This is a genomic window from Aliiroseovarius halocynthiae (genome assembly GCF_007004645.1).
Taxonomy (GTDB): domain Bacteria; phylum Pseudomonadota; class Alphaproteobacteria; order Rhodobacterales; family Rhodobacteraceae; genus Aliiroseovarius; species Aliiroseovarius halocynthiae.
Genome location: NZ_ML660019.1, coordinates 837020 through 862073 on the forward strand (window position 1 = coordinate 837020; position 25054 = coordinate 862073).

Sequence of the window (25054 nt, forward strand, 5' to 3'; positions counted from 1 at the left end):
AGTAGCGCTATAGTTGATTTACTCTTGCGATTGGCGCGTTTCTACCTCAGTTGTAGCTGAGTATATCGAATCTATGGAGATTGAGCGTTGGATATTAGGTCGTTGCTGAAGCGTATGGGTACCAATAAGCCGGAGGAAAAGTTGGAGGGACAGCCCACCAGCAAGCGTCCAGCGCGGCTTCGGATGATGACAAGTTTGGGCCTTGCTGATGGTATGGGCGCAGAAATCGGTGTGTTTAAGGGAGAATTCTCTGCTGAGCTGCTGCGCGAAGTTGGCGTAAAAAAATTGTTCATGATCGACCCGTGGGAGAACTTTGACGATCCGGGCTTAAAGAGCAGTTGGTATCATTCGAGTGCCAAAAACAATATGATCGACATATATAAGCATGTCAAAGAAGAGTTCGCAGCGGAAACGGCTTCTGGTCAGGCGACGATCATACGTGGTGGCTTCGAGGACGCGTGCGCCGAAATCGCCGACGACGAACTGGATTTTGCATATATTGATGGCGATCACCGCTTCGAGGCGGTTCTGCACGATTTGACGCTGGCCGCGCCAAAGGTGAAAACCGGCGGTTTTCTGATTGTAGATGATTACTCCGTTACGGGGTGGTGGCGCGATGGTGTGGTTGCTGCGATGAGTACATTCCTTGGCCGTAACCCTAACAACTGGATGATTGTAAGGTGTGTTGGCCATCAGGTTGCGATCAAACGACTTCAGTAACCGTGGCGCACCACTTCCCCATCCGCGTTTACTATGAAGACACCGACATGGCCGGGATCGTCTATTACGCCAATTATCTGCGGTATATCGAACGCGCGCGGTCGGATTGGGTGCGTGAGACTGGGATTGATCAGAATGCGATGCGGGACGATGGGCTGGTTTTTGCCGTGCGTCGGGTCGAAGCGGACTATATCGCGCCCGCCAAGTTTGACGATGTGTTACAGGTTGAAACAACTGTCGCGCAGGTGACCGCCGCTCGGTTGGTTCTGAAGCAGGCGGTCAAACGTGGCGATCAGCCCTTGTTTCAAGCCGTTGTAACCATCGTTTGCGTGGCTGATAATGGTGCGCCCGCGCGACTTCCGGCGAATATTCGCCAGTTGCTGCACTAAAACGCGGCAATCTCTGCCGATGGCATGGTTTTAATAGCCATAGGCCTTTGCATGCGCTAACATTCGTGCAGAAAAGCGGCCCAAAGAGGCGGCGGTACAGAGGCAGAGATATGGAAACGGAAGCGCTTTCGGCAGCGGCGGAGATTGATTTCTCCTTCTTAGCTCTATTTTTACGTGCGACATTCACTGTGAAGCTGGTGATGCTTCTGCTGATTGTTGCGTCGATCTGGGCTTGGGCCATTATTATCACGAAATTCATCGCATTCCGGCGCACCCGCGCCGAGGCCGAGACATTTGACCGCAAATTCTGGTCTGGTGAGCCGTTGGACGAGCTGTTTGACCAAATCGGTCCCAGCCCGTCAGGATCGGCCGAGAAAGTCTTTTCTGCCGGGATGCTCGAGTGGCGACGCTCGCACCGGGCGGATGGCGGATTGATCGCAAATGCCCAATCGCGGATTGATCGGTCGATGGATGTGGCCATTGCCAAGGAAGGCGAGGCGATGAACAAGGGGCTGAGCTTCTTGGCAACGGTGGCATCAACCGCGCCATTTGTTGGGCTATTCGGCACCGTCTGGGGCATTATGAACGCGTTCATCGAGATTGCGCAGCACCAAAACACCAATCTGGCGGTTGTGGCCCCCGGTATTGCCGAAGCCTTGTTGGCGACGGGTCTGGGGCTGCTGGCCGCGATCCCGGCGGCGGTGTTTTACAACAAGCTAAGCGTGGACAGCGACAACATCCTTGCAGGCTATGAAGCCTTCGCGGATGAATTCGCCACCATTCTTAGCCGCCAGTTGGACAGCTAAAATGGGCGCGAATGTGCAATCCAGCGGGGGTGCCGATCGGCGCGCCCGTCGTGGGCGGCGTCGCGGCAAGCATCGTCGCGTGATGGCGGAAATCAACATCACACCTTTCGTCGATGTTATGTTGGTGCTTCTGATCATCTTCATGGTGGCCGCCCCCCTGTCGGTGGTCGGCGTTCCGGTCGAGCTGTCTCGGACAGCAGCAAAGGCGCTGGAAGCCCCCGAGGAAGAGCCGCTGTCCGTCACCATCAACGCCGATGGTCAGGTTTTCCTGCAAACGACCGAGGTTTCTCGTGACGATCTGATCCCGCGTCTGCGTGCCATTGCAGCAGAGCGTGTGGATGACAAGGTTTTCCTTCGGATTGATGGGCAGGTTGCTTGGGACAGCACTGCGCAGATCATGGGCGCGTTGAATGCCGCAGGCTTCTCGCGCATTGGGTTTGTGACCGAAGGTGGTGGGCCGACATTGACCGGGCAGGGGAACTAAGGCCGGATGCGCAAGGGGCTGTATATCTCGACAGCCGCTCATGGGGCGTTGATCCTGTGGGTGCTTTTTGGCGGGGTCTTTGCATGGGATCGCGACGAAGAGCTTGTGCAGGTGTCGGATGTGTCCTTTATCTCGGAAGATGAATTTGCTGCGCTCAGCGCGCCAAAACCCGAAACTAACGCGCCTGATGCTACATCGGCCCCAGCGCCGCGTCCCGAGCCATCCCCGGAACCCGAGCCGGAGCCTGTGCCAGAGCCTGCACCCATGCCGGAACCGGAACCGACCCCGGAACCCGAGCCGGAGCCAGAACCCGACCCTATACCACAACCCGAGGCCGAGCCTGCCCCGGTGACCGAGACTGCACCTCCGGCGCCCGCGCCGCGCGTCGCACCCGAGGCTGCTCCAGAACCAGAAACGCCTGCGGAAGACGCCCCCGATCCGACCGAGGCCGTGGCGCCCGAGCCTTCGCCCGAGGCCGAGCCTGCCCCCGAAGAGGTCGCCCCTGCCGCGCCGCCCGAAGCGACGACCGAGATTGTGACCGAAGCCGAAGAGCCGGTCGAGGAACCGTCTGCCGCGCCCGCAACCTCGCAGCGGCCGAAGTCGCGCCCCGCGCGTTCGAAGCCAGTCGCGGCGCAACCTGAAACTCCGCCAGCGTCGGATGCGAATGACGTTGCGAATACCATTGCGGATCAGGTCGCAGGTGGCACGCAAGACGCGCCTGCGCAAGACATCCCACTTGGCCCGCCGATGACGCGCGGCGAGAAAGATGGGCTGCGTGTCGCCGTCAGCCGCTGCTGGAACGTGGGGTCTCTGTCAACGGACGCGTTGTCAACGACCGTCGTCGCGTTGGTCACAATGAACCGCGACGGTAAGCCCGAAAACATCAGTTTGGAAAGCTGGGACGGCCCCAGTCAGGCTGCAGCAAACACCGCGTTCCAGGCAGCGCGGCGCGCGATTATTCGCTGTGGCGCACGTGGCTTTGATCTGCCTGCCGAAAAATACGGCCAGTGGCGCGAGATCGAAATGACCTTCGATCCTGAAAAGATGAGGATCAAATAAAGCCATGGCCCGTTCAACGCATATCACTCCGCTTGAAATCTGTGTGGACACGTTCGCGGGAGCGCTGGCCGCGCAAGAGGGCGGGGCTGACCGGGTCGAGCTGTGCTCGGCCCTGTCCGAAGGCGGGCTGACCCCGTCCGTTGGGTTGATGCGGCAAGCGGCGACGTTGTCGATCCCGGTCTATGCCATGATCCGCCCACGCTCGGGTCTGTTTCACTTTTCGGACGCTGATGAAGCGATCATGCTGGCGGACATCCGGGCCGCGAAAGAGGCGGGGTTGGACGGCGTCGTGCTGGGGGCACAGCAAAGAGATCACCGGCTGGACGTGCCGCGACTGGCGCGTCTGCTGACAGCGACCGAAGGGATGGGAAGCACATTGCATCGTGTGATTGATGTGGTGCCTGATCCGCTTGAGGCTTTGGATGCGGCCATTCAATTGGGTTTCGACCGGGTGCTGACCTCGGGCGCGGCGCCTGAAGCGATTGATGGCGCAGATATGCTGCGCGACATGGTTGCGCGTGCTGCGGGACGCATATCTGTCATGGCGGGCTGCGGTCTGACGCATGAAAACGTGGCCGCGTTGGTGCGCGAAACCGGCGTAACCGAGACGCATGCCGCCTGCGCGGACAAGATCGTGGACGAGCGGATTTTCTCTGATTTTTCCCCTGCCGGTGGCCGGGTCACAACCTCTAAGCATATGGTGCAGATGATGAAGGGAGCGTTGGAACAATGAAACGCACATCTAAACGCGTGAGCGGCCAGCTCAGAAAAATGACATGCCTTCTGGCTGCATGTGCCGCATTCATGGCGGGGGGCGTGACGGCGACTGTCGCCCAATCTGATGGACCGCTTCGGATTGAAATCACAGATGGTGTGATTGAACCCTTGCCGTTCGCGATACCGAACTTCGTGTCGGAAGACGGAGGATCGGCGGATATTGCGCAGTCCATCTCGCGCGTGATCGCGGCGGATCTGGCCAGTACGGGCCTGTTCCGCGAGATCCCTCAGGATGCATTCATCTCGGGCATTTCCAGCTTTGCCAGCCCTGTTGCCTATTCCGATTGGAACGCAATCAACGCGCAGGCGTTGATCACAGGTGCGGTCAGCGGTTCAGGCGGCAATATCAACGTGAAGTTCCGCGTTTTTGACGTTGAGGCGAACCAACCGCTTGGTGAAGGGCTGCAATTTTCGGGCGGTGCGGCTGGGTGGCGGCGCATGGCGCATAAGATTGCCGATGTCGTCTATAGCCGTATCACCGGCGAAAGCGGATATTTCGACAGCCGCGTTGTGTTCGTTGCCGAAAGCGGCCCGAAGAATGCGCGTCGCAAGCGCTTGGCGATCATGGATTACGACGGCGCGAATGTGCAGTATCTGACCGATAGCTCGGCGCTGGTATTGGCCCCGCGCTTCTCGCCCCGTGGGGATCAGGTGTTGTACACCAGCTATGAGACGGGCTTCCCGCAGGTTTATCTGCTGGACGTTGCCACCGTGGGGCGCCGCGTATTGTCCAGCCAAGAGGGCACCATGACCTTCGCGCCGCGCTTCTCGCCGGATGGGCGTACCGTGGTGTATTCCTTGTCAGCAGGCGGCAACACGGATCTTTATACCATGGATATCGCCAGCGGGCAGGCACGTCGTTTGACGCAGGCCCCGTCGATCGAAACTGCGCCCAGCTTTTCGCCCGACGGATCGCAAATCGTGTTCGAAAGCGACCGCTCGGGCAGCCAGCAGCTTTATGTGATGCCTGCATCTGGGGGCGAAGCGAAGCGGATCAGTTTCGGAAAGGGGCGGTATGGCACGCCCGTCTGGTCGCCGCGTGGCGACTTGATCGCTTTCACTAAGCAGAATGCGGGTCGGTTCCATATTGGTGTGATGCGCACGGATGGATCAGAAGAGCGTTTGCTAACGGCGTCGTTCCTTGACGAAGGACCAAGCTGGTCGCCGAACGGTCGCGTGATCATGTTTACTCGTGAAAGCCAAGGTTCAGCTGGTGAGGCTGCGCTGTATTCGGTCGATATATCTGGCCGCAACCTGCGCCGCGTTCTGACTGAGGGGGCCGCCTCGGACCCCGCTTGGTCGCCGTTGTTAAAGTAACCTAGTGTTGAAATAAGTGAACGGAACGCGTGATGCGTTCCGTTTCCAAACGGTCGGCAAGGTGCTAAACTTCCGGCAAGAATATGAAAGAGCACGCCCTGACAGGGCAGAAGTTACAGGAAAGACCATGAAACATATTGCGATGACTGCGCTGTTCGTGGGCGCATTGGCCCTATCGGCTTGTTCAAACAACGACCGCTTTGGAAATGGAGGAAACGGTACCGGTGTTGGAGGAGATTTCGTGGCTGGTAGCCCGTCAGATCCGCGCTCGCCCGCCTATTTCAACCAGACCATTGGTGACCGCGTGTTGTTCGCTGTTGATCAATCGGCTCTCAGCCCCGAAGCCGTTCAGGTTCTGACCCAACAGGCCACATGGCTGATCGAAAACACCAGCTATACTGCTGTGATCGAAGGCCACGCGGACGAGCAGGGCACCCGTGAATATAACCTTGCACTTGGGGCGCGTCGTGCTTCGGCTGTGCAGAACTTCCTGATTGATCGCGGTGTTGCGCCGAACCGTTTGCAGACCGTCAGCTATGGTAAAGAGCGCCCGCTCGAGATCTGCTCGGACGAGGCATGCTATTCGCAGAACCGCCGTGCGGTGACTGTGCTGGCGGCTGGCGCGCTGACCAGCTGATCTGACTGGACGGAAGGAGCCTGAAATATGGTTGCAAAATCCTTGAAAGCCTTGTTGCTGGGGGCGGCTTTGGTGGCCGCGCCCAGTCTGGCAATCGCGCAGGATCGTGCGCAGTCCTTGGCGGATATTCGGCAGGAACTAACTGTTCTGTATGTTGAAATCCAGAAGTTGAAGACCGAACTGTCGACCACCGGAAGTGCCAATGTGACCACCGGTGCGGGCAGCCTGTCGCAGCGTATGTCGGCCATCGAGGGCGAGCTGTCGCGGCTGACCTCGAAGACCGAACAGCTGGAGTTTCGCATCAACTCGATCGTGAAAGACGGGACCAACCGGATCGGTGATCTGGAATTTCGTCTGGTCGAGCTTGAGGGCGGAGACATTTCGAAACTGGGCGAAACTTCGACCCTTGGGGGCGGGGCGGCACCAGTGGGGCCGGTGGCGGCTCCGGCACCTACGACAGTGCCGGAAAGCGAGCTAGCGATCGGCGAGAAACAGGATTTCGACGCCGCTGGTGCTGCGCTGGAGGCGGGCGATTATGTACAGGCCGCGACGTTGCTGACGCAATTTGTCGAAAATTATCCAGGCAGTCCGCTGACATCAGAGGCGCATTTCCAGCGTGGAGAGGCGCTGACGGGTGCCGGCGACGTGAAGAACGCCGCGCGTGCCTATCTGAATGCTTTCTCTGGCGCGCCCAACAACGATCGTGCGCCCGATGCGTTGTACCGGCTGGGCTTTTCGCTGGGCGAACTTGGGCAGGTGAACGAAGCCTGCGCGACGCTGGCTGAAGTTGGCAAGCGCTTCCCGGGCGCGCCCGCAGTGGCCGATGCGCAAACTGCGCGGCAAGCCCTGAGCTGCCCGTGACGCCGACCCAAATTTTTGAGAATGCTCTGGACCGGGCCCGCCAGCGCGGGCCCGTTTCGCGTCTTGGACTGGCGGTGTCGGGTGGCAGTGACAGCATGGCGATGTTGGTCTTGGCGACCGCTTGGGCGAAGGCGCAAGGGGTAACGTTGCACGCAGCGACGGTGGATCACGGGTTACGCCCAGAGGCGGCACAAGAAGCCGCTTGGGTGAAAGAGCGCTGCACTGTGCTGGGTGTGCGTCATGGCACGCTGACATGGACGCAGGCCCCAATAGGCAACGTGCAAAACGGTGCGCGTACTGCACGCTATCAGCTTTTGGCCTCGTGGGCGCGGAAGCTGAACCTAGATGCGGTCGCTGTGGCGCATACATCCGACGACCAGGCCGAAACCTTCGTGATGCGGTTGGCGCGCGGCTCTGGTGTGGATGGGCTGTCGGCGATGCGCACCGATTGGGATGCGTTAGGTACGCGATGGCTGCGGCCATTATTGACCGTGGGGCGCGACGATCTGCGTGGGGTATTAGAGGCGAACGGGCAGGGTTGGATTGACGACCCCTCAAACGACGACACACGGTTCGAACGTGTGCGGGTCCGCAAGGCGATGGCAGGTCTGGCTGAACTGGGGCTGGATCGGGATCGGCTTGTGAACACGGCTGGTCGCATGTCTGATGCACGCGCGGCGCTGACCCAGGCGGCGTTAGCTGCGGCCGATACATGTGCAGATGTCGCGCTGGGGGAGGTTGTCATTGATCACGCCAGCTATGCCGCGTTGCCCACGGAAACCCGCCATCGTTTGTTGTCTGCCGCAATTCGATTCGTCGCGAGCGCCGTGTACCGCCCACGCTATGATGCCTTAAAAGAGGCCGAGGCGCAGGTGCTGGACGGCCAACGCCGCACCCTGTCCGGGTGCACTTTGGAACTGAAGACCGGGCAGCTGATCGTGGGGCGTGAACTGAATGCGCTGCGTGATGCTGTGGTCTCACCCGGAGGCATCTGGGATGGGCGCTGGTGCGTTACCGGGCCGGAAACGGCGCAGGTGCGTGTGTTGGGGCAAGCGATTTCAGACTGTGCTGATTGGCGTGATGTGGGACAATCGCGTACCCGCTTGATGACCACGCCAGCGGTATTTCAAGGTGACCGCTTGCTGGCTGCCCCAGCGGCGGGTTTCGCCCGAGAGGGCGTTCAAATCTATGCGCCGGGAAAAGCTGATTTCCGAAAGGCTATTTTATCGCATTGAACCTTGGCCAATCATCCCTATTTTAAGGACACGGCGCACGGCAGACTGCTTGGCGTCCTGTCGCTATGGCATCTAAAGGAGATCCCCCTTGGGCAACGCGAGAAATTTCGCCTTCTGGATTGTGCTTTTTGTGCTCATCCTGGCCTTGTTCAACCTGTTTTCGAACGGCCAGTCTGGGCTTGCATCGTCTCAGTCAACCTATTCGGAGTTTATCGCCGCCGTTGAGGGCGACAACGTAAAGTCGGTCACCATTGATGGTGAAAAGCTGGTCTATCAGGCCGCCGACGGAAAGATTTATCAAACCGTTGTGCCGCGTGATGCGTCCGTCACAGAGCTGCTGATCGCTGAAGGCGTCGAAGTGACTGCCGAACCGCAGCAACAATCGGGTTTTATGTATCTGGTTTCATTGCTTCTTCCTGTCGCCCTGCTGATTGGTTTCTGGTTCTTCATGATGAACCGGATGCAAGGTCGCGGGGGCGGGGGCGCAATGGGCTTCGGCAAATCGAAAGCCAAGATGCTGACCGAGCGTGAAGGCCGCGTGACCTTTGACGACGTGGCAGGCATTGATGAAGCCAAGGAAGAGCTGGAAGAGATCGTGGAATTCCTGCGCAACCCGCAGAAATTCAGCCGCCTTGGCGGTCAGATCCCCAAAGGTGCTCTGCTTGTTGGCCCTCCGGGAACAGGTAAGACCCTGCTGGCGCGTGCGATTGCAGGCGAGGCTGGCGTGCCTTTCTTCACCATTTCGGGTTCTGACTTTGTCGAGATGTTCGTCGGCGTTGGCGCCTCCCGTGTCCGCGATATGTTCGAACAGGCCAAGAAAAACGCGCCCTGCATCGTGTTCATCGACGAAATCGACGCCGTGGGCCGGTCGCGTGGCGCAGGCTATGGCGGCGGCAATGACGAACGTGAACAGACCCTCAACCAGCTTCTTGTCGAAATGGACGGCTTTGAAGCCAATGAAGGCGTAATCATTCTGGCCGCGACCAACCGTCGTGACGTTCTGGACCCGGCTCTGCTGCGTCCCGGTCGTTTCGACCGTCAGGTCACCGTGCCGAATCCCGACATCAAAGGCCGCGAGAAAATTTTGGGCGTCCACGCCCGCAAAGTACCGCTGGGCCCCGATGCCGACATGCGCATCATCGCGCGTGGTACGCCGGGCTTCTCGGGTGCTGATCTGGCAAACCTCGTGAACGAGGCCGCGCTGATGGCTGCTCGTGTGGGGCGCCGTTTCGTGACCATGGAAGATTTCGAGAACGCGAAAGACAAGGTCATGATGGGGGCCGAGCGCCGCTCGATGGTGCTGACGGACGACCAGAAGGAAAAGACCGCCTATCACGAGGCTGGTCACGCTGTTGTCGGCCTGAAATTGCCGCAATGTGATCCGGTCTATAAGGCGACCATCATCCCGCGCGGTGGAGCGTTGGGGATGGTTGTATCTTTGCCCGAGATTGACCGCCTGAACTGGCACAAGTCGGAATGCGAAGAAAAGCTGGCCATGACCATGGCGGGCAAGGCGGCCGAGATCATCAAGTATGGCGAAGAGAACGTGTCGAACGGGCCGGCTGGGGATATCCAGCAGGCGTCCGGTCTGGCACGTGCCATGGTGATGCGCTGGGGTATGTCCGACAAGGTGGGCAATATCGACTATGCTGAAGCGCATGAAGGCTATCAGGGCAACACCGCTGGTTTCTCAGTCTCGGCGCATACGAAAGAGCTGATCGAGGAAGAGGTGAAGGGCTTCATCCAGAATGGCTATGAAACGGCGTTCAAGATCCTGAAAGACCATGAGCAGGAATGGGAAAACCTTGCTCAGGGGCTGTTGGAATATGAAACCCTGACCGGTGCTGAAATTGAACGTGTGATGAAGGGTGAACCACCCCACGCATCAGATGACGATGACACGCCAGATGAGGGCAGCGCACCGTCGGTTGCGGCCATACCGAAGACCAAGCCTCGCAAGAAGTCTTCTGATGATGGTGGGCTGGAACCGGAACCTACTGCATGAATTGGCTCCCCCAGGGCAATGCTCTGGGGGGTCTTTCAGGTAACACAATGTGTGAGTCGCTGTTATTCGCCCAACAGGTCAGGGTTTTGAAAACGAACAGGCCCCACGGTGCCCCCACCGAATACACAGCAACGATCACTTGGCTGGTGTTACGCCAAAGCGCAACATTACCATGCACAGCAAAGGGTGAATTCCGATGGATCCGTCGGCGAAGCCCGCTTGCGCCGTGGCGCGAACATGACAACGGTTCCACGCAAGCAGCAACGGGTAAACAGGATATCACGGCCCGCTGCGATCATGCCGGATCTCTTGAGGCTGGGGCGTCATGCGCCTGATCAGCTCACTTGGAAACCCAAGTCAACATAGGTGGTTTTCGTGCTAGAAATATTGGTGCCTTTCAAGAACCTTCGTTGCGGATCAGAAACGCTGCGTCATTGATCCGACGAAATCGGCGGCAAACATGTCGGATTTCACCCTGTCTGTCGGGATTTGGAGCGTTATGCAGAGAAAGATATTCGGCCACAGCGCGAACAGGGATGTGGCCGCCTTGAACATGCTCTCGTTTCTGAAGGATCTGCCATGAGCTATAAATCTGATATCGAAATTGCCCGTGAAGCCAAAAAACGCCCGATTCAGGAAATCGGCGACAAGCTGGGCATTCCGACCGAGCACCTGCTGCCCTATGGCCACGACAAAGCCAAAGTCAGCCAGGACTTCATCAACTCGGTCCAGTCCGAAGAGGACGGCAAGCTGATCCTTGTGACCGCGATCAACCCAACCCCGGCAGGTGAAGGTAAGACCACCACCACAGTTGGTCTGGGCGACGGTCTGAACCGCATTGGCAAGAACGCCATGGTTTGTATCCGCGAAGCATCGCTGGGTCCGAACTTCGGTATGAAGGGTGGCGCTGCTGGCGGCGGTTACGCGCAAGTGGTGCCGATGGAAGAGATGAACCTGCACTTCACCGGTGACTTCCATGCCATCACCTCGGCACACTCGCTCTTGTCGGCTATGATCGACAACCACATCTATTGGGGCAACGAGTTGGAAATCGACGAGCGTCGCGTTGCATGGCGTCGCGTGGTGGATATGAACGACCGTGCCCTGCGTGACATCGTGTGCTCGCTGGGCGGCGTTGCCAACGGCTTCCCGCGTCAAACCGGTTACGACATCACCGTGGCCTCAGAGGTCATGGCGATCCTGTGTCTGGCCAACGACCTGCAGGATCTGCAGAAGCGTCTGGGCGATATCATCGTGGCCTACACCCGCGAGCGTAAAGCCATCTACTGCCGCGACATTGGTGCCGACGGTGCAATGACCGTTCTGCTGAAAGACGCCATGCAGCCGAACCTGGTGCAGACGCTGGAAAACAACCCGGCCTTCGTCCACGGCGGCCCGTTTGCCAACATCGCACACGGCTGTAACTCGGTCATCGCAACCAAGACCGCGCTGAAACTGGCGGACTATGTTGTGACCGAAGCTGGCTTTGGTGCCGACCTTGGCGCCGAGAAGTTCATGAACATCAAGTGCCGCAAGGCAGGTCTGGCCCCTTCGGTGGTCGTACTGGTTGCGACGGTGCGTGCGATGAAGATGAATGGCGGCGTTGCAAAGGCCGATCTGGGCGCTGAAAACGTCGAGGCCGTCGAAGCAGGGTGTGACAACCTTGGCCGCCACATCGAAAACCTGAAATCCTTCGGTGTACCGGTTGTGGTTGCCATCAACCACTTCGTCAACGACACCGACGCCGAGGTTGCTGCGGTTAAGGACTATGTGGACGGACATGGCGCCGAAGCCATCGTGTCGCGTCACTGGGAGCTGGGCTCGGAAGGCTCAGCCGATCTGGCAACCCGCGTTGCGGAAATCGCCGATGCTGACGTTGCAGCTTTCGCTCCGATCTATCCGGACGACATGCCGCTGTTCGAAAAGATCGAGACCATTGCCAAGCGCATCTACCGCGCTGACGAAGTTCTGGCTGACGCCAAAGTGCGCAACCAGTTGCGTGACTGGGAAGAAGCTGGCTATGGCGATCTGCCGGTCTGCATGGCGAAGACCCAGTATTCGTTCTCGACCGACCCGTCGCTGCGCGGCGCACCCACCGGCCACTCGGTGCCGGTGCGCGAGGTTCGCCTGTCCGCGGGTGCTGGCTTCATTGTTGTCGTCTGCGGCGACATCATGACCATGCCGGGGCTGCCACGCAAACCTGCGGCGCTGTCCATCGGCCTGAACGCCGAAGGCGAAATCGAAGGCCTGTTCTAAGCAGGATAATGAAGGGCGGGACTTTCCCGCCCTTCACTTTTCAGAACCCTCAAAACCCCGCAAAGAAGGAATGGGCCATGATTGGCAACACTGCCACTCTGATCGACGGCAAGGCGATTGCTGCCGATTTGCGCAAGGATGTGGCCGCACGCGCAGCCGAACTGTCTGACAAGGGTTGGTCGCCCAAGCTGGTGTCGCTGTCCGTTGGCGACGCCGCCGCCGCCGAACTTTATGTGCGCAACCAGCAGAAATCGGCGAAAAGCGCCGGGGTCGAGTTCGAGGCGCGCAATTATCCCACCGAGACCTCTCTGGAACAACTGACGGGTATCATCCAGGGCCTGAACGCCGACCCGCGCGTAAACGGGATCATCATTCAGCGCCCGCTGCCCGATCATATCCCAGTGAAAACCCTGCAAAAGCTGGTACATCCGCTGAAGGATGTGGAGGGGATGCACCCCGCGTCCATCGGTAACATCGTTTATAACGATCTGGCGCTGGGGCCCTGTACCGCTGTGGCTGCTGTGGAAATCCTGAAAACTCTGCCCTTGGATATGGAAGGGCTTAACGTCACCGTGATTGGCCATTCGGAAATCGTCGGCAAACCCATCGCCTTCCTTCTGATGGGGCTGGGTGCGACGGTCACTGTGTGTCACCACATGACCCGCTCGGTCGCGATGCATAGCCGTGCTGCCGACGCGGTATTCGTCGCCGTGGGCGTGCCCGGTCTGGTGACGGGCGAGATGCTGAAACCCGGCTGCGCGGTGATCGACATCGGCATCAACCGCGTTGACGACAAGACCGTGGGCGACGCCGATTTCGAAAGCTGCAGCCAAGTTGCCGGCTGGATCACCCCGGTTCCCGGCGGCGTCGGCCCCGTGACGGTTGCGACCCTCATGTCCAACGCGGTATTGGCAACTGAAATGCAGATGAATCACTATCGTGACGCCTATGCGCGTTCCGAGTTTGACTGACAGATAAGGAGAGCGTGATGACGGCTCAGATCATTGATGGCAAAGCATTTGCCGCAACTGTCCGCGAGAAAGTCGCGGGTCACGTAACCCGCTTGAAAGAAGAAAGCGGCATCACGCCAGGTCTGGCCGTGGTGCTGGTGGGCGAAGATCCCGCATCGCAGGTCTATGTCCGCTCGAAGGGCAAGCAGACCGTCGAAGTGGGCATGAACAGCTATGAGCACAAGCTGGAGGCCGACACCTCGGAAGAAGATCTTCTGGCGCTGATCGACAAGCTGAACAATGACCCTGCCGTACATGGCATTCTGGTCCAGCTGCCGCTGCCCGGTCACCTGAACGAAGACCTTGTGATCAACTCGATCGACCCGGCCAAGGATGTGGACGGGTTCCACATCTCGAACGTGGGCCTTCTGGGCACCGGTCAGAAATCTATGGTCCCTTGCACCCCGCTGGGCTGCTTGATGATGCTGCGCGACCACCACGGATCGCTGTCAGGGATGAACGCCGTTGTCATTGGCCGCTCGAACATCGTGGGCAAGCCGATGGCGCAACTGCTGCTGGGCGACAGCTGCACCGTCACCATCGCACACAGCCGTACCAAAGACCTGCCCGAGGTCGTGCGCGGCGCGGACATCGTTGTTGCCGCCGTAGGCCGCCCCGAAATGGTTCCCGGAGACTGGATCCGCGAAGGCGCCACCGTGATCGACGTGGGCATCAACCGGATCGAGCGTGACGGCAAGAACAAGCTGGTCGGCGACGTGGACTTTGAAAGCGCCTCCAAAGTGGCAGGGGCCATCACCCCGGTTCCCGGCGGCGTCGGCCCGATGACCATCGCCTGCCTTCTGGCCAACACCCTAACCGCCTGCTGCCGCGCCAACGGCCTGGCCGAGCCGGACGGGCTGACGGCGTAAGATTGGAGCTTAAGAGAATTGAGACGGCGTCAGGGGAACTTGGCGCTGTTTTTCGTTTTGGGCTTAGGCTATGTGGAACAAAATGGACGTCAGCCGAGCATATTTGAGTGTTTGCTATGCTGCACTGTTCAAATGCGGGAAGATAGAATTATTGATTGAGCAACAAGGCGATTGATAGGCGAAGATGGAGGGTTCAATGGCGTCTGATTTGTTTGATTGGTGCAAAAGAGCAAATTCGTTGCTGCCGCGTATGGCTGAAGACGATGATCACTATGAGCTCACCGCAAATATGTTTCCAGACATATCGAAAAACTTAGAGCTGCCGGACTTTGCTATCCGACGCGGTACGCACCAGTACTTAGATACAATGCGCGTCGAATACTTACAAATTTCCGCCACCAAGGACGCCTATCGTTCGCTTGGTCTTTCAATGCTCGCCGCGGCTTTTCAAGCCAAAGACCTCTGGATCACACTAACGAATGAAGTGACCGAATATCGGTATCTGTCAGTCTTGGGATCTGAGATGCTCTCAATTGGACGCACAGCTAACAGAATTGCCCTGAAGGAATTTGTTTATGCGCCCCGCGAACGCTCAAGGCATCCACTTTTTGCAGACCGATTGACCGAGTTTCCAGCGTTTCACCTCAAATGCAGCGACAGTGAAACGCCGCCAACCGATATTTGGGAAGCCCGGGATACGGTTGAGGGCTTTGGACGACTTGAACCTTCATTGCTGCTTGCGGAGCTGCTGCTCGACATAGGGAGGCAAAGTAACACTGAAAACGAGTTTGTCCTCGAAGGTCCCGCTGGCTTCCAGGGCGTTGATGTGCTTAGCGCCGAGGTGCGCCTTTGGTTGCCAGGAGCAAATGGTTACGATCTTTGACGTTCGCTCAGAAGCTGACATTCGAACGTGACGCAACCAATACAGCTTTGGGCTCTCAACTTTCATTTCTCTGACAACCACCTCTTAATCCTTAAACTCCGCCTTCCGCTTTTGCATCCCGGCCATCACAGCCTCCATTTGATTGGGCGTGCCCATCAGCTTTTCTTGCGTTTTGCTCTCAGTAATCAGCGTCTCGCGGGTGTCCGTGAGCTCGGTGTCACGGATCAGGGCTTTGGCGGCGCGGATGGCGTCGGGGGATTTCGATGCGATCTCGGCGGCGATGGCGTGGGCGCGCTCCAGCGGGGTGTCGGAAATTTCGGTCACAAAGCCCCAATCGAGCGCGGCGGGGGCTTCGAATTGCTCGGCGGAATAGGTCAGTTTGCGGATCACGTCGCCCCGCGCCAAGCGGCGCATCAGGACCATGCCGCCCATGTCGGGGATGATGCCCCAGCGGCCCTCCATAATGGAAAAGCGCGTGTCTGGCGCAGCAATGCGCATGTCAGCACCAAGCATGATCTGAAACGCGCCGCCGAACGCATAGCCATGCACGGCGGCAATCACGGGTTGAGGCATTTCAGCCCAGACCATGCTGGCGGCTTGGAAAAGGTTCGAGTTGTTATGGGTGCGCTCCAAAAACACGCCGCCCTGCATCGCGAACTGCGCAATCTGCGGCATGGCGTTCAGGTCCAGCCCGGCGGAAAACGCGGGTCCGTCACCGGCCAGCACCACCGCGCGGATGTCCTTGCGTGTGGCCAGTGTTTCGCCCGCGTCGACGATTGCGCGGATCATGTCCAGATCCAGCGCGTTGCGTTTGTCTGCGCGGGTCAGCGTGACAGTTGCGACTTGGTTTTCTTCAGTGATAGAAACGCGATCTGACATAATTTCATCCTTTGTGTTCACTGAAATTCTCGTCGCCGGAGGCGGTGCAGGCAAGTCTCACGTTGCGGCAAGTGTTTCCATTGACACAGCTTGCTTTCTGAGTGTTTTGAAGGGGTAGTGCAGTGCGTTTTGTACATCTTGAGCAAATGGAAACGGGGCCAGCATGTGCCAGCCCCTGTTCATGGTCACCAAAGCTTCAGATCAGTGAACGATTTCTTCTTCTTTGACGAACATGTTTTCCCATGCGCGGTCGATCAGATCCGGGGTCATTTGATATGGAATACCTTCAAACTCGCAGATTGAAATCATCTGATCGATCAGGAAGATCGGCTGATAGTTCGCATAAATGTTGTCAATGGTCGGATATTTGTTCTTCAACAGATGAACCAACGCATCTTGCGACAAGGGCATTTTTCGCTTCTTCGCCACCATGGCAAAGATTTTCAAGTAGTCCTCTTGCTCGGGACCATCGATCTTGATCTTGTAGAAAATCCGGCGCAAGGCCGCCTTATCGAAGATCTTGTTCGGGTGGAAGTTGGTCGAGAAAATGACCAGAGTGTCGAACGGAACCTCGAATTTCTCACCCGATTGCAGCGCAAGAATATCTTTGCTTTCTTCAAGCGGCACAATCCAACGGTTGATCAGGGCCTGGGGCGGATCTGCCTGACGGCCCAAGTCGTCCACGATGAAGACGCCGCCTGTAGATTTAAGCTGCAACGATGCAGTATAGGTCCGCGCCGTTGGGTTATAGACTAGGTCCAGCATGTCCAGCGTCAATTCACCACCGGTGATCACCGTGGGACGATCACACAAGACATAGCGCCGGTCGTATTTCTTGGTCGCGCGGCGCAGCGAGTTCCCGTCTTCGTCATTATTCTCGGCCGATGTGTGCACAATTGGGTCATATACTGTGATGATCTGCCCGGAATACTCGATTGCGCGTGGAACGTAGATCTTGTCCCCAAGTGCGTCACGGATACCGTTCGAGATCGACGATTTACCGTTACCCGGTGGGCCATACATCAGGATCGAGCGGCCAGATCCAACCGCTGGCCCGAGTTGATCCAGTAGATTCGGTGGGAGAATCAGATGCCCCATTGCGCCGGTCAACTGATCGCGCGTCATGGTGATGTTGCGGATCGATTGACGTTTTACTTGCTTGGCGTAGATATCCATTGGAATGGGCATTGCGCCAAAATACTCGGACTGGGACAGGGCATCCAGTGCACGCGCTTTGCCTGTGTCGGATAGGCGATAGCCCATTTCCGAACTTTGCGCACCGGCATGGAGCGTGCCCATGGCCTCGATCAAGCTTAGGTCACGACACATATCGACCAGTTCTTGCGCGACACGGGCCGGGACACAAAGCACGCGCTCCAAATCGGTGATCCGTTCCAGATTGGTGCGAAACATTGTTTTCAGCAAAATGTCACGCATCATGACCGTGGTGAGCCCAAGGTCGCTTGCAGTTTTTAGCCCCTGAGGCGCAATCATATCAGACGGTTGCACATTCATTTTCGTTGCCCGATCTTTGGTTCAGTTAGCACGTGTATATATTCTTTTTTCTGGCACACAAAGCCTTGCCTGAGAATGCATTGACGCTAATTTGGCTACAAAAGAATGAGGGCAGGTATGCGCGCAAATAATGGTAAGATTTTGGCGGCTTTCATTGGCGCGCTTTTGCTGGTCTATGCTGGTCTGGCCCTTTTGAAGGGAGGACTCTACATAGGGAAGCATGAGGGGGACACGTTGCATTTGGTGCAAATCCTGTTCCGAATGCAGGACGGAGACTGGCCGCATCTGGATTTTGTCACCCCGATTGGGATTTTGGCGTTTGCGCCTATTGTGATGTTCTTGAAGGCGGGGCTGGGAGCAGGCCAGGCAATGCTGGCCGGACAAATTCTGGTCGCTTCTGTATTATCTCCTTTTATTTGGTGGGTCGCGCGCAGTCGCTTTTCTGGCGGCTGGGCGTATCTGTTCGCAGTGACCATTGTGGTTTTATGTGTTGCCATGGTGCCGGGTGAGGCCGAGGATGCGATCTCGATCTCAATGCATTACAATCGGTGGGCATGGGCTGCGGCCTTTCTGGCAATCACAACTGCAATGTTGAAACCGCGCACTGCCCGAACTCATGCACTTCTTGATGGAGTCCTTGTTGGTTTCATGATGGCCGCGATGGCGTTGACAAAGGCAACCTACTTTGCTGCGTTTTTCTTGCCGGTACTGATCGGTTTGTTGGCGCGTGGGGCAGGGCGTACCGTGTTGTGGGCCATCGTGGCTGGCCTGCTTTCGGCGGTCGTTGCGACGATGATTGTCGGAACGCCTACAATTTGGCTGGCCTATTTGGGGGATCTCTTGAACGTCGCCGGTTCAGAGGTGCGGCCTCAGCCAGGTCATGACTTTAGTTATGTTGTCAGCGCACCAGCCTATCTTGGCGGATCATTGGTGATGCTAGCGTCAGTGGTAGTCATGAGACAGGCGGGCCGACGGTCTGAAGGTTTGATGCTTTTGCTGCTCGCGCCAGCATTCTTCTATGTGACATACCAGAATTATGGAAACGATCCCCAGTGGTTGTGGTTGCTGGGGTTATTGCTGTTCGCACGTCTTCCCGATGAAGGCCTGTCCAACGGATTCGGATGGAACCTGCGATTGTCTGCGAGCTTCTGTGCGGTAGCCGCATTCGCGCTGGCAACGCCTAGTATCGTGAATTTGTTGGCAAGCCCAATGCGCCATTATGCACTAGACGCCGAGAAATACGCCCCCTTAATTCCCGGGTCGGAAGTCCATGAAAATCTTCGGACATATGCACCAAGGGCTTTCCAACTGGACTTCCGGGCAGCTATGGATGGCGAGGGCACCGCTTTTGCCAGCTACAAAGAATATGCAAAACGTGACAGCACCTCGGTCAAATTTCTAGGCGAGGATATTCCCTTTTGTACGCTGGAAGTTGGGTTGGTTGGTTGGTTTGAGACTATTGCGAATGACCTTGCCAACTGGGACGGCGGCAAGGGAAAGCAGTTTTTTACAGCAGATCTTCTGTCAAGCCATTGGCTTTACGCAGATCTCACTCCGCTCAAGAAGGGTGCTCCTTGGTATTACGGTGAGTTGTCGGGGATCGAGAACGCAGACTATTTGCTGGTGCCCAACTGTCCGGTGTCGGCAGAGACACGGAAGACCATCTTGAACGAGATCTCAGCACAAAGATGGGCTGGGGAAATGAAAGAGGTTCGCCGGACTGAACTATATACGCTTTACACGCTTCCCGGAGAGAAAGCCGTGCCAGTTTCGTCAACAGGTGAAACCAAATGACGTGTTGTGGCTTGGGCATCTTGACGCAAGAAAGCCCACAGATCAGACAGCGGGCTCTCTTCAAGTTCTTGATAAGATCAGGCGCCGTATAGCGCGCCCAGCACCAGATAGGTCAGGAATGTCAGGCAGATACTGAATCCCATAGGATAATCCCTTCGTGACCAGCTTTCCCAGTCTGGCGTCAGTTCCCGAAGCGGTTTAATCCGACGCAAGAAGCGGTGGATGGCAAAGCCAAGCAGGATCATCACCGCGAAAATTGTTAACACCAAAAATGTGTCATACAGGGCAACGAATGGCGCAATCGCAGCAGCGAGCTTTGCATCTCCGGCCCCGAGCATCCGTGCCAGATGCATCAAAAAGCCTATGGCCAAAACGACCGCGAAATGTGCCCATCTCCATAGATACTCGTGAAGATCCAGCGCAAAATAGCCCAATATGGCGAATCCTGCCACAAGGGCCAAGACCGCCTTGTTCGGGATTTTCATGCGTGACAGGTCCGACCAGATCACCCAAGCGGAAATTAGGGTGGCCAACGGCAGGAAGAGGGTCGCCGCCCATTGAGTAAGGGTGGTATGCATTTAATCTTATCCGTTTGACACGTTGTTTTCTAAAGCCTCAAGCGCACGGGTGGCGGCCTCGAAATACTGCGGATGCGTGTCGATCGCTTCCTTCAGAAGGCCTTTGCCCGTCGCAACATCTCCCTGTTTGATGGCAGACAGAGCCATTGTATGCAGAAGTTGCGCGCGTTCGGTCTGTGTCATTGAAATGACGGGGAGATCATACTTACGCTGTGCTCCTCGGGCCAAAACTAGATTGTTCTTGGTGGTAAAGCGCTTAGAGTCATAGCTGAGCGATTGTGTGAACAGATCCTCAGCACCACGATAGTCGGCACGGGTCAGTTTGGAATACCCCCAATTGTTCAAAACAGATGCGGGGTTGGTCGTCAGACCCACTGCGATCTCATAGAAGCTGTCGGCTTTCTTCCAGTTCTCTTTGCTGTCAGCAATCATAGCTTCCAGACGATATCTGCGGAAAGTCTCGTGGGTGGGCGGAACTTTGTTCAGTTCGGCTTCGGCCTGTTTCCAATCGCCCGAGCGGATCAAAGAATCTGCGAGCGCAACACGATCTTCATGGGTTGCTCCGGGAAGTAAAACGACCTTTTTCCACGCGCCGACGGCTTCTGACGGGCGCTTGGCGCGAACCAAAGACTGGCCAAGACCGCGCTGCAGGTCGATCCGTTCCGGGTTCTGCGCGGTAGCTCGACGGAAGTATTCTGCGGCCTCGTTGGCGTCCCCGACTGTCAACATAATGTCGTTCAGGTTGCTTTCATCGATGACGTTGAGATCCTCCAAAGCCCGCTCGACATCTTCGCCGTCGCTCTTTGGTTTCTGGCAGGCCGTCACGGCCAAGGCGCTGCTTACGCACAGTGCAAGGAGAATAGGGTGGCGCATTGTTCGCGTCCTCTGCTGCTCGTCTTCTCGTCTAGATTTCGGACAGAAGCAGGTAGTCACCTGATCCACGACGCACCAGCGAGAATGTATCATTATCTGCGGGAGCATAGTCCGGATTGTTTCTTTTTGCGAGCGCAAGGCGCAAATTCTCTCGGATCTCGGCAGATTGGCCACGATTCAGGCCAAATGCGAGCTGGAAAGCGCGGGCCGCTTCGCTGACATGGTCCGTCTCCATCAATACGACGCCTAGATTATTCCAGGCCGGGGCGAACTCCACGTCGATCTGAGTGGCCTTTCGGAGGATCTTTTCCGCTTGGCCTAAGCGCCCTAGCTGCAAATTTGCCGAACCGATGGCCGATAGGACATCCACGGTGATACCGTGTTCTGCGGCGGCCCGCTTATAGGCCTTCAGCGCCAACTCATGCTCGCCTGCTGCGGTCAGCCTGTGCCCAACCGTCAGCCCATCAACAGCATCATCGTTTGCATTAAAGGTTCCGGGAGCATACGGACTGTCCGCGGCGCTTTCAAAACCCGAGGTGTTTTTCTGGCAGCCTGCTAATACCACCACGCATGCAAGGAGGGGCAGCGAACGTAAACCAAGTCTGTTTGTGACTTGGAAAAGACGTGGGCGAGCGGTCAATGAGTACATCCTTAGGTGTTTTTGATCCCGTCAGAACCTGATATTGCTCAGAGTTTGAGCAACTCCGTAAACTGATGGTCCGATCAGAATGATCAGCAGGGGTGGAACGGTAAGCATCATTGTCGCCAACGTCATCTTAGTAGGAAGTTTGTTGGCTTTTTCTTCTGCGCGCATAACACGTTTGTCGCGCATCTCGCCTGCGTATACACGAAGCGCTTCGGCAATTGACGTACCAAAGGTTGCGGATTGAATCATCACGGTCACGAAGCTGGCGACATCTGCAACCCCTGAGCGCTCTGCCATGTCACGCAAAACCTGAACGCGATCTTTACCGGCTTTGGTTTCGTTGGAAACGATGGTGAATTCGTCAGAAAGTGCGGGATATGAAGGGCGAATTTCTTTGGCCACACGAAGGATCGCTTGGTCCAACGACTGCCCCGCTTCAACACAGACCAGCATCATGTCCAAAGCATCGGGGAAGCCGTTGGTGATTTCTTCCTGACGCTCCTCTACGCGACGCGTAACCCAGTACTTGGGAAACAAGTAGCCAAGCGCGCCGGGACCCAAAATCCACATCATGCGTGCCTGAGTCGTTAGTTCTTGGTCATTGGCAGTCTTAAGAATGGTGATGAAGATCCCAACCACCATAAGACCAATGGCAAGCGCAAGCTGCAGGAAATGGTAGGTCTGAACCGCATTTTTGCCGGGATATCCCGCTTGCAGGAGCTTTAGCTGAATTGCAGAATACTCGGCCTCATCTTGCGGCTCAAGGAAAGCCGAGTACTTCTCAAGTTTGTTTGATCCCTGAGCAACACGAAGATCTGCTTTCTCGACCTTTTTTGAGTTCCCTTGACGCAACTCTTTAATCTTGTCTAGCGGATCCACCTGCTTGCGTAAAAGAATGGGAAGCGTGGCTACGACCAAAACGATCCCGATCCCCCCCAAGGCCAGAATTGGTCCGGCGGGACCAAGGAGCTCTGTCAAAAAGTCGGTGATGAATTGCATGGGATAGGTGACCTAGACTTTAATGTTAACAAGCATACGCATGACGAAAACGTTTGCGATCAGAAAGCCGGCAACGATCAGGCATGCAGGCATGAAATAGGGAGTATCGCGAACTTCGTCGTAATAGTTCGGCTCAACAAGGTTGATCATAATGAGTGCGAGAAGTGGGAATCCAGACAGGAAATTTCCAGACCATTTGGCCTCGGAAGTGATGGCACGCACACGCCGAAACAGACGGAACCGTGCACGAATAACCTTACCGAGTCCGTCCAGAATTTCTGCAAGGTTACCCCCTGAAGTCTGCTGGATCGTTACAGCGACCGCTAGAAAGCGCATATCCTGATTGTCCATTCGCTCGGCCATGCTCGCCAAAGCTTCGCCGACCTCCCGCCCATAGGCGCTTTCGTCGGCAATCAGGCCCATTTCCGTGCCAAGCGGATCGGGAACTTCCTTCGCAACAATCTGAATGGCAGAAGCGAAAGGGTGCCCTACGCGAAGTGAGCGTACCATAAGCTCGACGGCGTCGGGCAGCTGCTCTTCGATCATATCCATCCGCTTTTTGGCCGTGTTGTTGACCCACATAAATACGCCACCAAAGCCCATGGCGATGGATATACCGAGGCGAACGCCAAAGCCTGACGCGGTGCCGACGCTGAGGCAGAAAAATGCGAAAACGGACAGCCCGACCATGATCAAAACCAGCTGTCCAGGTGTAAAGGCAATAGCGGCCTTCTGAGCCTTCGTCGCCAGAAGGGAATAGAACGGCAAACCCTGCGCGCGAACGTGTTGGCTCATCTCCTTGCGGAGCTTTTCCAGCACTTCTTCGCGTGCAGCGCCCTTTTCCAGCATGTCCAGGCGCCGGTTGACCTTGCTGTTTAGGCTAATGGATTTCCCAAAAACGGTCAGATAGATACCTTGGACCAGCAGCAATACGGCCAGGAAGATCAGGCCATAGATAATTGGCTCGGCTGAGATCGTCATTTAGTCGCTCCAAGGCTCATAGATCGAAGCGGGCAGGTCATAGCCCCACTGTCGGAACCGTTCAGCATAGTGTGAACGCACTCCCGTTGCGTTGAAGCGCCCGATGATCTTGCCGTCGGGAGCAAGCCCAAGACGCTCATAGCGGAACACTTCTTGCATCGAAATCACTTCACCCTCCATGCCGGTAATCTCAGTGATCGAGACCATTCGGCGTGAGCCGTCTTGAAGACGGCTGGCCTGAACCAACAGATTCACAGCCGATGCAATCTGGCTGCGGATGGCTTTCAGGGGCATTTCGATACCTGCCATTGCAACCATGTTTTCCAGACGTGAAATACCGTCGCGGGCCGAGTTGGCGTGGATCGTGGTCATCGATCCGTCGTGGCCGGTGTTCATGGCCTGCAACATGTCGATAACCTCTTCGCCACGCGTCTCGCCGACGATGATGCGGTCAGGACGCATACGAAGGGCGTTTTTTAGACAGTCGCGCTGGCTGACGGCGCCTTTGCCTTCAACGTTGGCAGGACGGCTTTCCATCCGGCCCACATGGGTCTGTTGTAGTTGAAGTTCCGCCGTATCCTCGATCGTCAGGATGCGTTCGGCATCGTCGATGAAGGAAGACAGGGCGTTCAGCGTGGTCGTTTTACCAGAACCGGTACCTCCGGATACAATAACGTTCAGACGGGTGGCCACCGCGGCTTGCAGATACGCAGCCATTTCTTCCGAGAACGCGCCAAAGCTGACCAGTTCGTTGATGCCCAGCTTGTCTTTCTTAAATTTACGAATGGAAACGAGCGAGCCATCAACCGCGATCGGTGGAACCATAGCGTTGAAACGTGAACCATCAGTCAAACGGGCGTCAACATGGGGGTTCTGTTCGTCCACACGACGACCAACGGCCGATACGATCTTGTCGATGATACGCAGAAGGTGGCGTTCATCTTTGAAGGTCACGTCAGTCAGTTCAAGCTTACCAGCGCGCTCAACGAAGACCTGTTGCGGACCGTTCACCAAAATGTCGTTGACAGATTCGTCTTGCAACAGCGGCTCGAGCGGTCCAAGCCCTTTGACTTCGTCATATAGCTCTTGGTTCAGGAATAGACGCTCTTCTCGTGTAAGAACAACATCGCGGTTGGTCAGAAACTCCGATGAAATATCGGTGATTTCCGAGCGCAGATCCTTCTCTGTCGCGGATTCAAGAGCACCCAGGTTCAGGTTATCCAGCAGTTCTTTGTGAAGCTCTGTCTTAATCTCTGAAAGGCGTTCCTTGCGCTTGCGCTCTTTGTCTGATGGTGCCGCCGAGGCCGGGGCAGCGGCCGGCGCTTTGGCCGGTTCTGCCGCCTTAGCTTTCGGGGCAGGGGCCTTTTTAGGCGGTGGAGCAGAAAGGATGCCATCTTCAAGCCCGCCGCCAGTCGCCGCCGATCGTTTTGGAGCTCCGCCTGCTTGGGGTCTTTCAGGTTTTTTATAGCGCGAGAACATAG

General features: G+C 56.9%; 24 protein-coding genes. 16 read left to right on the top strand and 8 right to left on the bottom strand.

Annotation, left to right across the window (positions count from 1 at the left end; all coding sequences use genetic code 11):
• Positions 1 to 114: 114 nt before the first annotated feature.
• From FIL88_RS04235 to FIL88_RS04305, 15 genes are all read left to right on the top strand, one after another.
• Complete coding sequence (locus tag FIL88_RS04235) at positions 115 to 720, top strand: class I SAM-dependent methyltransferase (RefSeq protein ID WP_142852551.1); 606 nt, start codon at positions 115 to 117, stop codon at positions 718 to 720.
• 2 nt (positions 721 to 722) lie between these two features.
• Positions 723 to 1109 (top strand): tol-pal system-associated acyl-CoA thioesterase, encoded by a 387-nt coding sequence (ybgC, locus tag FIL88_RS04240; protein ID WP_142852552.1) that lies wholly within the window; start codon positions 723 to 725, stop codon positions 1107 to 1109.
• 110 nt (positions 1110 to 1219) lie between these two features.
• Positions 1220 to 1915, top strand: a complete 696-nt coding sequence (tolQ, locus tag FIL88_RS04245) for a protein TolQ (RefSeq protein WP_142852553.1) — start codon at positions 1220 to 1222, stop codon at positions 1913 to 1915.
• 1 nt (position 1916) lies between these two features.
• Positions 1917 to 2399, top strand: coding sequence for an ExbD/TolR family protein (locus FIL88_RS04250; RefSeq protein ID WP_142852554.1), 483 nt, complete (start codon positions 1917 to 1919; stop codon positions 2397 to 2399).
• A 6-nt stretch (positions 2400 to 2405) separates the two neighbouring features.
• On the top strand, positions 2406 to 3458 hold the full coding sequence (locus FIL88_RS04255; RefSeq protein WP_142852555.1) for a hypothetical protein: 1053 nt from the start codon (positions 2406 to 2408) through the stop codon (positions 3456 to 3458).
• Positions 3459 to 3462: 4 nt separating this feature from the next.
• The gene (locus tag FIL88_RS04260; RefSeq protein ID WP_142852558.1) at positions 3463 to 4191 is read left to right on the top strand and encodes a copper homeostasis protein CutC; all 729 of its coding nucleotides are present in this window, start codon (positions 3463 to 3465) and stop codon (positions 4189 to 4191) included.
• A gap of 17 nt (positions 4192 to 4208) precedes the next feature.
• The gene (gene tolB, locus FIL88_RS04265; RefSeq protein ID WP_407642351.1) at positions 4209 to 5552 is read left to right on the top strand and encodes a Tol-Pal system beta propeller repeat protein TolB; all 1344 of its coding nucleotides are present in this window, start codon (positions 4209 to 4211) and stop codon (positions 5550 to 5552) included.
• A gap of 127 nt (positions 5553 to 5679) precedes the next feature.
• Complete coding sequence (gene pal, locus FIL88_RS04270) at positions 5680 to 6189, top strand: peptidoglycan-associated lipoprotein Pal (RefSeq protein WP_142852559.1); 510 nt, start codon at positions 5680 to 5682, stop codon at positions 6187 to 6189.
• Positions 6190 to 6216: 27 nt separating this feature from the next.
• A complete protein-coding gene (gene ybgF, locus FIL88_RS04275; protein ID WP_142852560.1) occupies positions 6217 to 7050 on the top strand; it encodes a tol-pal system protein YbgF in 834 nt (277 codons plus the stop codon).
• Positions 7047 to 8285: a tRNA lysidine(34) synthetase TilS gene (gene tilS, locus FIL88_RS04280; protein WP_142852561.1), complete on the top strand. Its 1239-nt coding sequence runs from the start codon at positions 7047 to 7049 to the stop codon at positions 8283 to 8285. Before ybgF ends, tilS begins: the two co-directional genes overlap by 4 nt.
• An 88-nt stretch (positions 8286 to 8373) precedes the next feature.
• Positions 8374 to 10290, top strand: coding sequence for an ATP-dependent zinc metalloprotease FtsH (gene ftsH, locus FIL88_RS04285; RefSeq protein WP_142852562.1), 1917 nt, complete (start codon positions 8374 to 8376; stop codon positions 10288 to 10290).
• Positions 10291 to 10869: 579 nt separating this feature from the next.
• Positions 10870 to 12546 (top strand): formate--tetrahydrofolate ligase, encoded by a 1677-nt coding sequence (locus FIL88_RS04290; protein ID WP_142852563.1) that lies wholly within the window; start codon positions 10870 to 10872, stop codon positions 12544 to 12546.
• 77 nt (positions 12547 to 12623) lie between these two features.
• Positions 12624 to 13517 (top strand): bifunctional 5,10-methylenetetrahydrofolate dehydrogenase/5,10-methenyltetrahydrofolate cyclohydrolase, encoded by an 894-nt coding sequence (locus FIL88_RS04295; protein WP_142852564.1) that lies wholly within the window; start codon positions 12624 to 12626, stop codon positions 13515 to 13517.
• A 17-nt stretch (positions 13518 to 13534) separates the two neighbouring features.
• Complete coding sequence (gene folD / locus FIL88_RS04300) at positions 13535 to 14425, top strand: bifunctional methylenetetrahydrofolate dehydrogenase/methenyltetrahydrofolate cyclohydrolase FolD (protein WP_142852565.1); 891 nt, start codon at positions 13535 to 13537, stop codon at positions 14423 to 14425.
• A 196-nt stretch (positions 14426 to 14621) separates the two neighbouring features.
• Entirely contained in the window at positions 14622 to 15308 is a 687-nt protein-coding gene (locus FIL88_RS04305) for a hypothetical protein (protein ID WP_142852566.1), read from the top strand.
• A gap of 84 nt (positions 15309 to 15392) precedes the next feature.
• On the opposite strand, the gene FIL88_RS04310 is transcribed toward FIL88_RS04305, so the two are convergent.
• The gene (locus FIL88_RS04310) at positions 15393 to 16187 is read right to left on the bottom strand and encodes a crotonase/enoyl-CoA hydratase family protein (protein WP_142852567.1); all 795 of its coding nucleotides are present in this window, start codon (positions 16185 to 16187) and stop codon (positions 15393 to 15395) included.
• Between the two features lie 201 nt (positions 16188 to 16388).
• Positions 16389 to 17702, bottom strand: coding sequence for a P-loop NTPase family protein (locus tag FIL88_RS04315; RefSeq protein ID WP_142852568.1), 1314 nt, complete (start codon positions 17700 to 17702; stop codon positions 16389 to 16391).
• A 117-nt stretch (positions 17703 to 17819) separates the two neighbouring features.
• Between FIL88_RS04315 and FIL88_RS04320 the strand changes: the two genes are divergently transcribed.
• Positions 17820 to 19496, top strand: a complete 1677-nt coding sequence (locus FIL88_RS04320) for a hypothetical protein (RefSeq protein ID WP_142852569.1) — start codon at positions 17820 to 17822, stop codon at positions 19494 to 19496.
• Between the two features lie 77 nt (positions 19497 to 19573).
• Here the strand turns inward: FIL88_RS04320 and FIL88_RS04325 are convergent, their stop codons facing one another.
• From FIL88_RS04325 to FIL88_RS04350, 6 genes are read right to left on the bottom strand one after another with little or no spacing between them, the layout of a single operon-like run.
• Positions 19574 to 20074, bottom strand: a complete 501-nt coding sequence (locus FIL88_RS04325; protein ID WP_142852570.1) for an A24 family peptidase — start codon at positions 20072 to 20074, stop codon at positions 19574 to 19576.
• Between the two features lie 6 nt (positions 20075 to 20080).
• On the bottom strand, positions 20081 to 20947 hold the full coding sequence (locus FIL88_RS04330; RefSeq protein WP_142852571.1) for a tetratricopeptide repeat protein: 867 nt from the start codon (positions 20945 to 20947) through the stop codon (positions 20081 to 20083).
• Positions 20948 to 20978: 31 nt separating this feature from the next.
• Positions 20979 to 21587 carry a tetratricopeptide repeat protein gene (locus tag FIL88_RS04335; RefSeq protein WP_246066602.1) on the bottom strand — a complete coding sequence of 203 codons (609 nt, stop codon included), beginning with the start codon at positions 21585 to 21587 and terminating at the stop codon, positions 20979 to 20981.
• Positions 21588 to 21617: 30 nt separating this feature from the next.
• Positions 21618 to 22592 (bottom strand): type II secretion system F family protein, encoded by a 975-nt coding sequence (locus FIL88_RS04340; protein WP_142852573.1) that lies wholly within the window; start codon positions 22590 to 22592, stop codon positions 21618 to 21620.
• 12 nt (positions 22593 to 22604) lie between these two features.
• Positions 22605 to 23573, bottom strand: coding sequence for a type II secretion system F family protein (locus tag FIL88_RS04345; protein ID WP_142852574.1), 969 nt, complete (start codon positions 23571 to 23573; stop codon positions 22605 to 22607).
• A complete protein-coding gene (locus FIL88_RS04350; RefSeq protein ID WP_142852575.1) occupies positions 23574 to 25052 on the bottom strand; it encodes a CpaF family protein in 1479 nt (492 codons plus the stop codon). It abuts the gene before it with no gap.
• Positions 25053 to 25054: the final 2 nt, after the last annotated feature.

Excerpts from the sequence above, each read along its gene's own strand:
- FIL88_RS04235 (WP_142852551.1), top strand. The coding sequence starts at position 115 with ATGGGTACCAATAAGCCGGAGGAAAAGTTGGAGGGACAGCCCACCAGC.
- FIL88_RS04295 (WP_142852564.1), top strand. The coding sequence starts at position 12,624 with ATGATTGGCAACACTGCCACTCTGATCGACGGCAAGGCGATTGCTGCC.
- FIL88_RS04310 (WP_142852567.1), bottom strand. The coding sequence starts at position 16,187 with ATGTCAGATCGCGTTTCTATCACTGAAGAAAACCAAGTCGCAACTGTC.
- FIL88_RS04350 (WP_142852575.1), bottom strand. The coding sequence starts at position 25,052 with ATGTTCTCGCGCTATAAAAAACCTGAAAGACCCCAAGCAGGCGGAGCT.
- folD (WP_142852565.1), top strand. The coding sequence starts at position 13,535 with ATGACGGCTCAGATCATTGATGGCAAAGCATTTGCCGCAACTGTCCGC.
- FIL88_RS04305 (WP_142852566.1), top strand. The coding sequence starts at position 14,622 with ATGGCGTCTGATTTGTTTGATTGGTGCAAAAGAGCAAATTCGTTGCTG.
- FIL88_RS04260 (WP_142852558.1), top strand. The coding sequence starts at position 3,463 with ATGGCCCGTTCAACGCATATCACTCCGCTTGAAATCTGTGTGGACACG.
- FIL88_RS04320 (WP_142852569.1), top strand. The coding sequence starts at position 17,820 with ATGCGCGCAAATAATGGTAAGATTTTGGCGGCTTTCATTGGCGCGCTT.
- ybgF (WP_142852560.1), top strand. The coding sequence starts at position 6,217 with ATGGTTGCAAAATCCTTGAAAGCCTTGTTGCTGGGGGCGGCTTTGGTG.
- FIL88_RS04250 (WP_142852554.1), top strand. The coding sequence starts at position 1,917 with ATGGGCGCGAATGTGCAATCCAGCGGGGGTGCCGATCGGCGCGCCCGT.
- pal (WP_142852559.1), top strand. The coding sequence starts at position 5,680 with ATGAAACATATTGCGATGACTGCGCTGTTCGTGGGCGCATTGGCCCTA.
- FIL88_RS04325 (WP_142852570.1), bottom strand. The coding sequence starts at position 20,074 with ATGCATACCACCCTTACTCAATGGGCGGCGACCCTCTTCCTGCCGTTG.
- FIL88_RS04345 (WP_142852574.1), bottom strand. The coding sequence starts at position 23,573 with ATGACGATCTCAGCCGAGCCAATTATCTATGGCCTGATCTTCCTGGCC.
- FIL88_RS04330 (WP_142852571.1), bottom strand. The coding sequence starts at position 20,947 with ATGCGCCACCCTATTCTCCTTGCACTGTGCGTAAGCAGCGCCTTGGCC.
- FIL88_RS04340 (WP_142852573.1), bottom strand. The coding sequence starts at position 22,592 with ATGCAATTCATCACCGACTTTTTGACAGAGCTCCTTGGTCCCGCCGGA.
- FIL88_RS04290 (WP_142852563.1), top strand. The coding sequence starts at position 10,870 with ATGAGCTATAAATCTGATATCGAAATTGCCCGTGAAGCCAAAAAACGC.
- tolQ (WP_142852553.1), top strand. The coding sequence starts at position 1,220 with ATGGAAACGGAAGCGCTTTCGGCAGCGGCGGAGATTGATTTCTCCTTC.
- FIL88_RS04255 (WP_142852555.1), top strand. The coding sequence starts at position 2,406 with ATGCGCAAGGGGCTGTATATCTCGACAGCCGCTCATGGGGCGTTGATC.
- FIL88_RS04315 (WP_142852568.1), bottom strand. The coding sequence starts at position 17,702 with ATGAATGTGCAACCGTCTGATATGATTGCGCCTCAGGGGCTAAAAACT.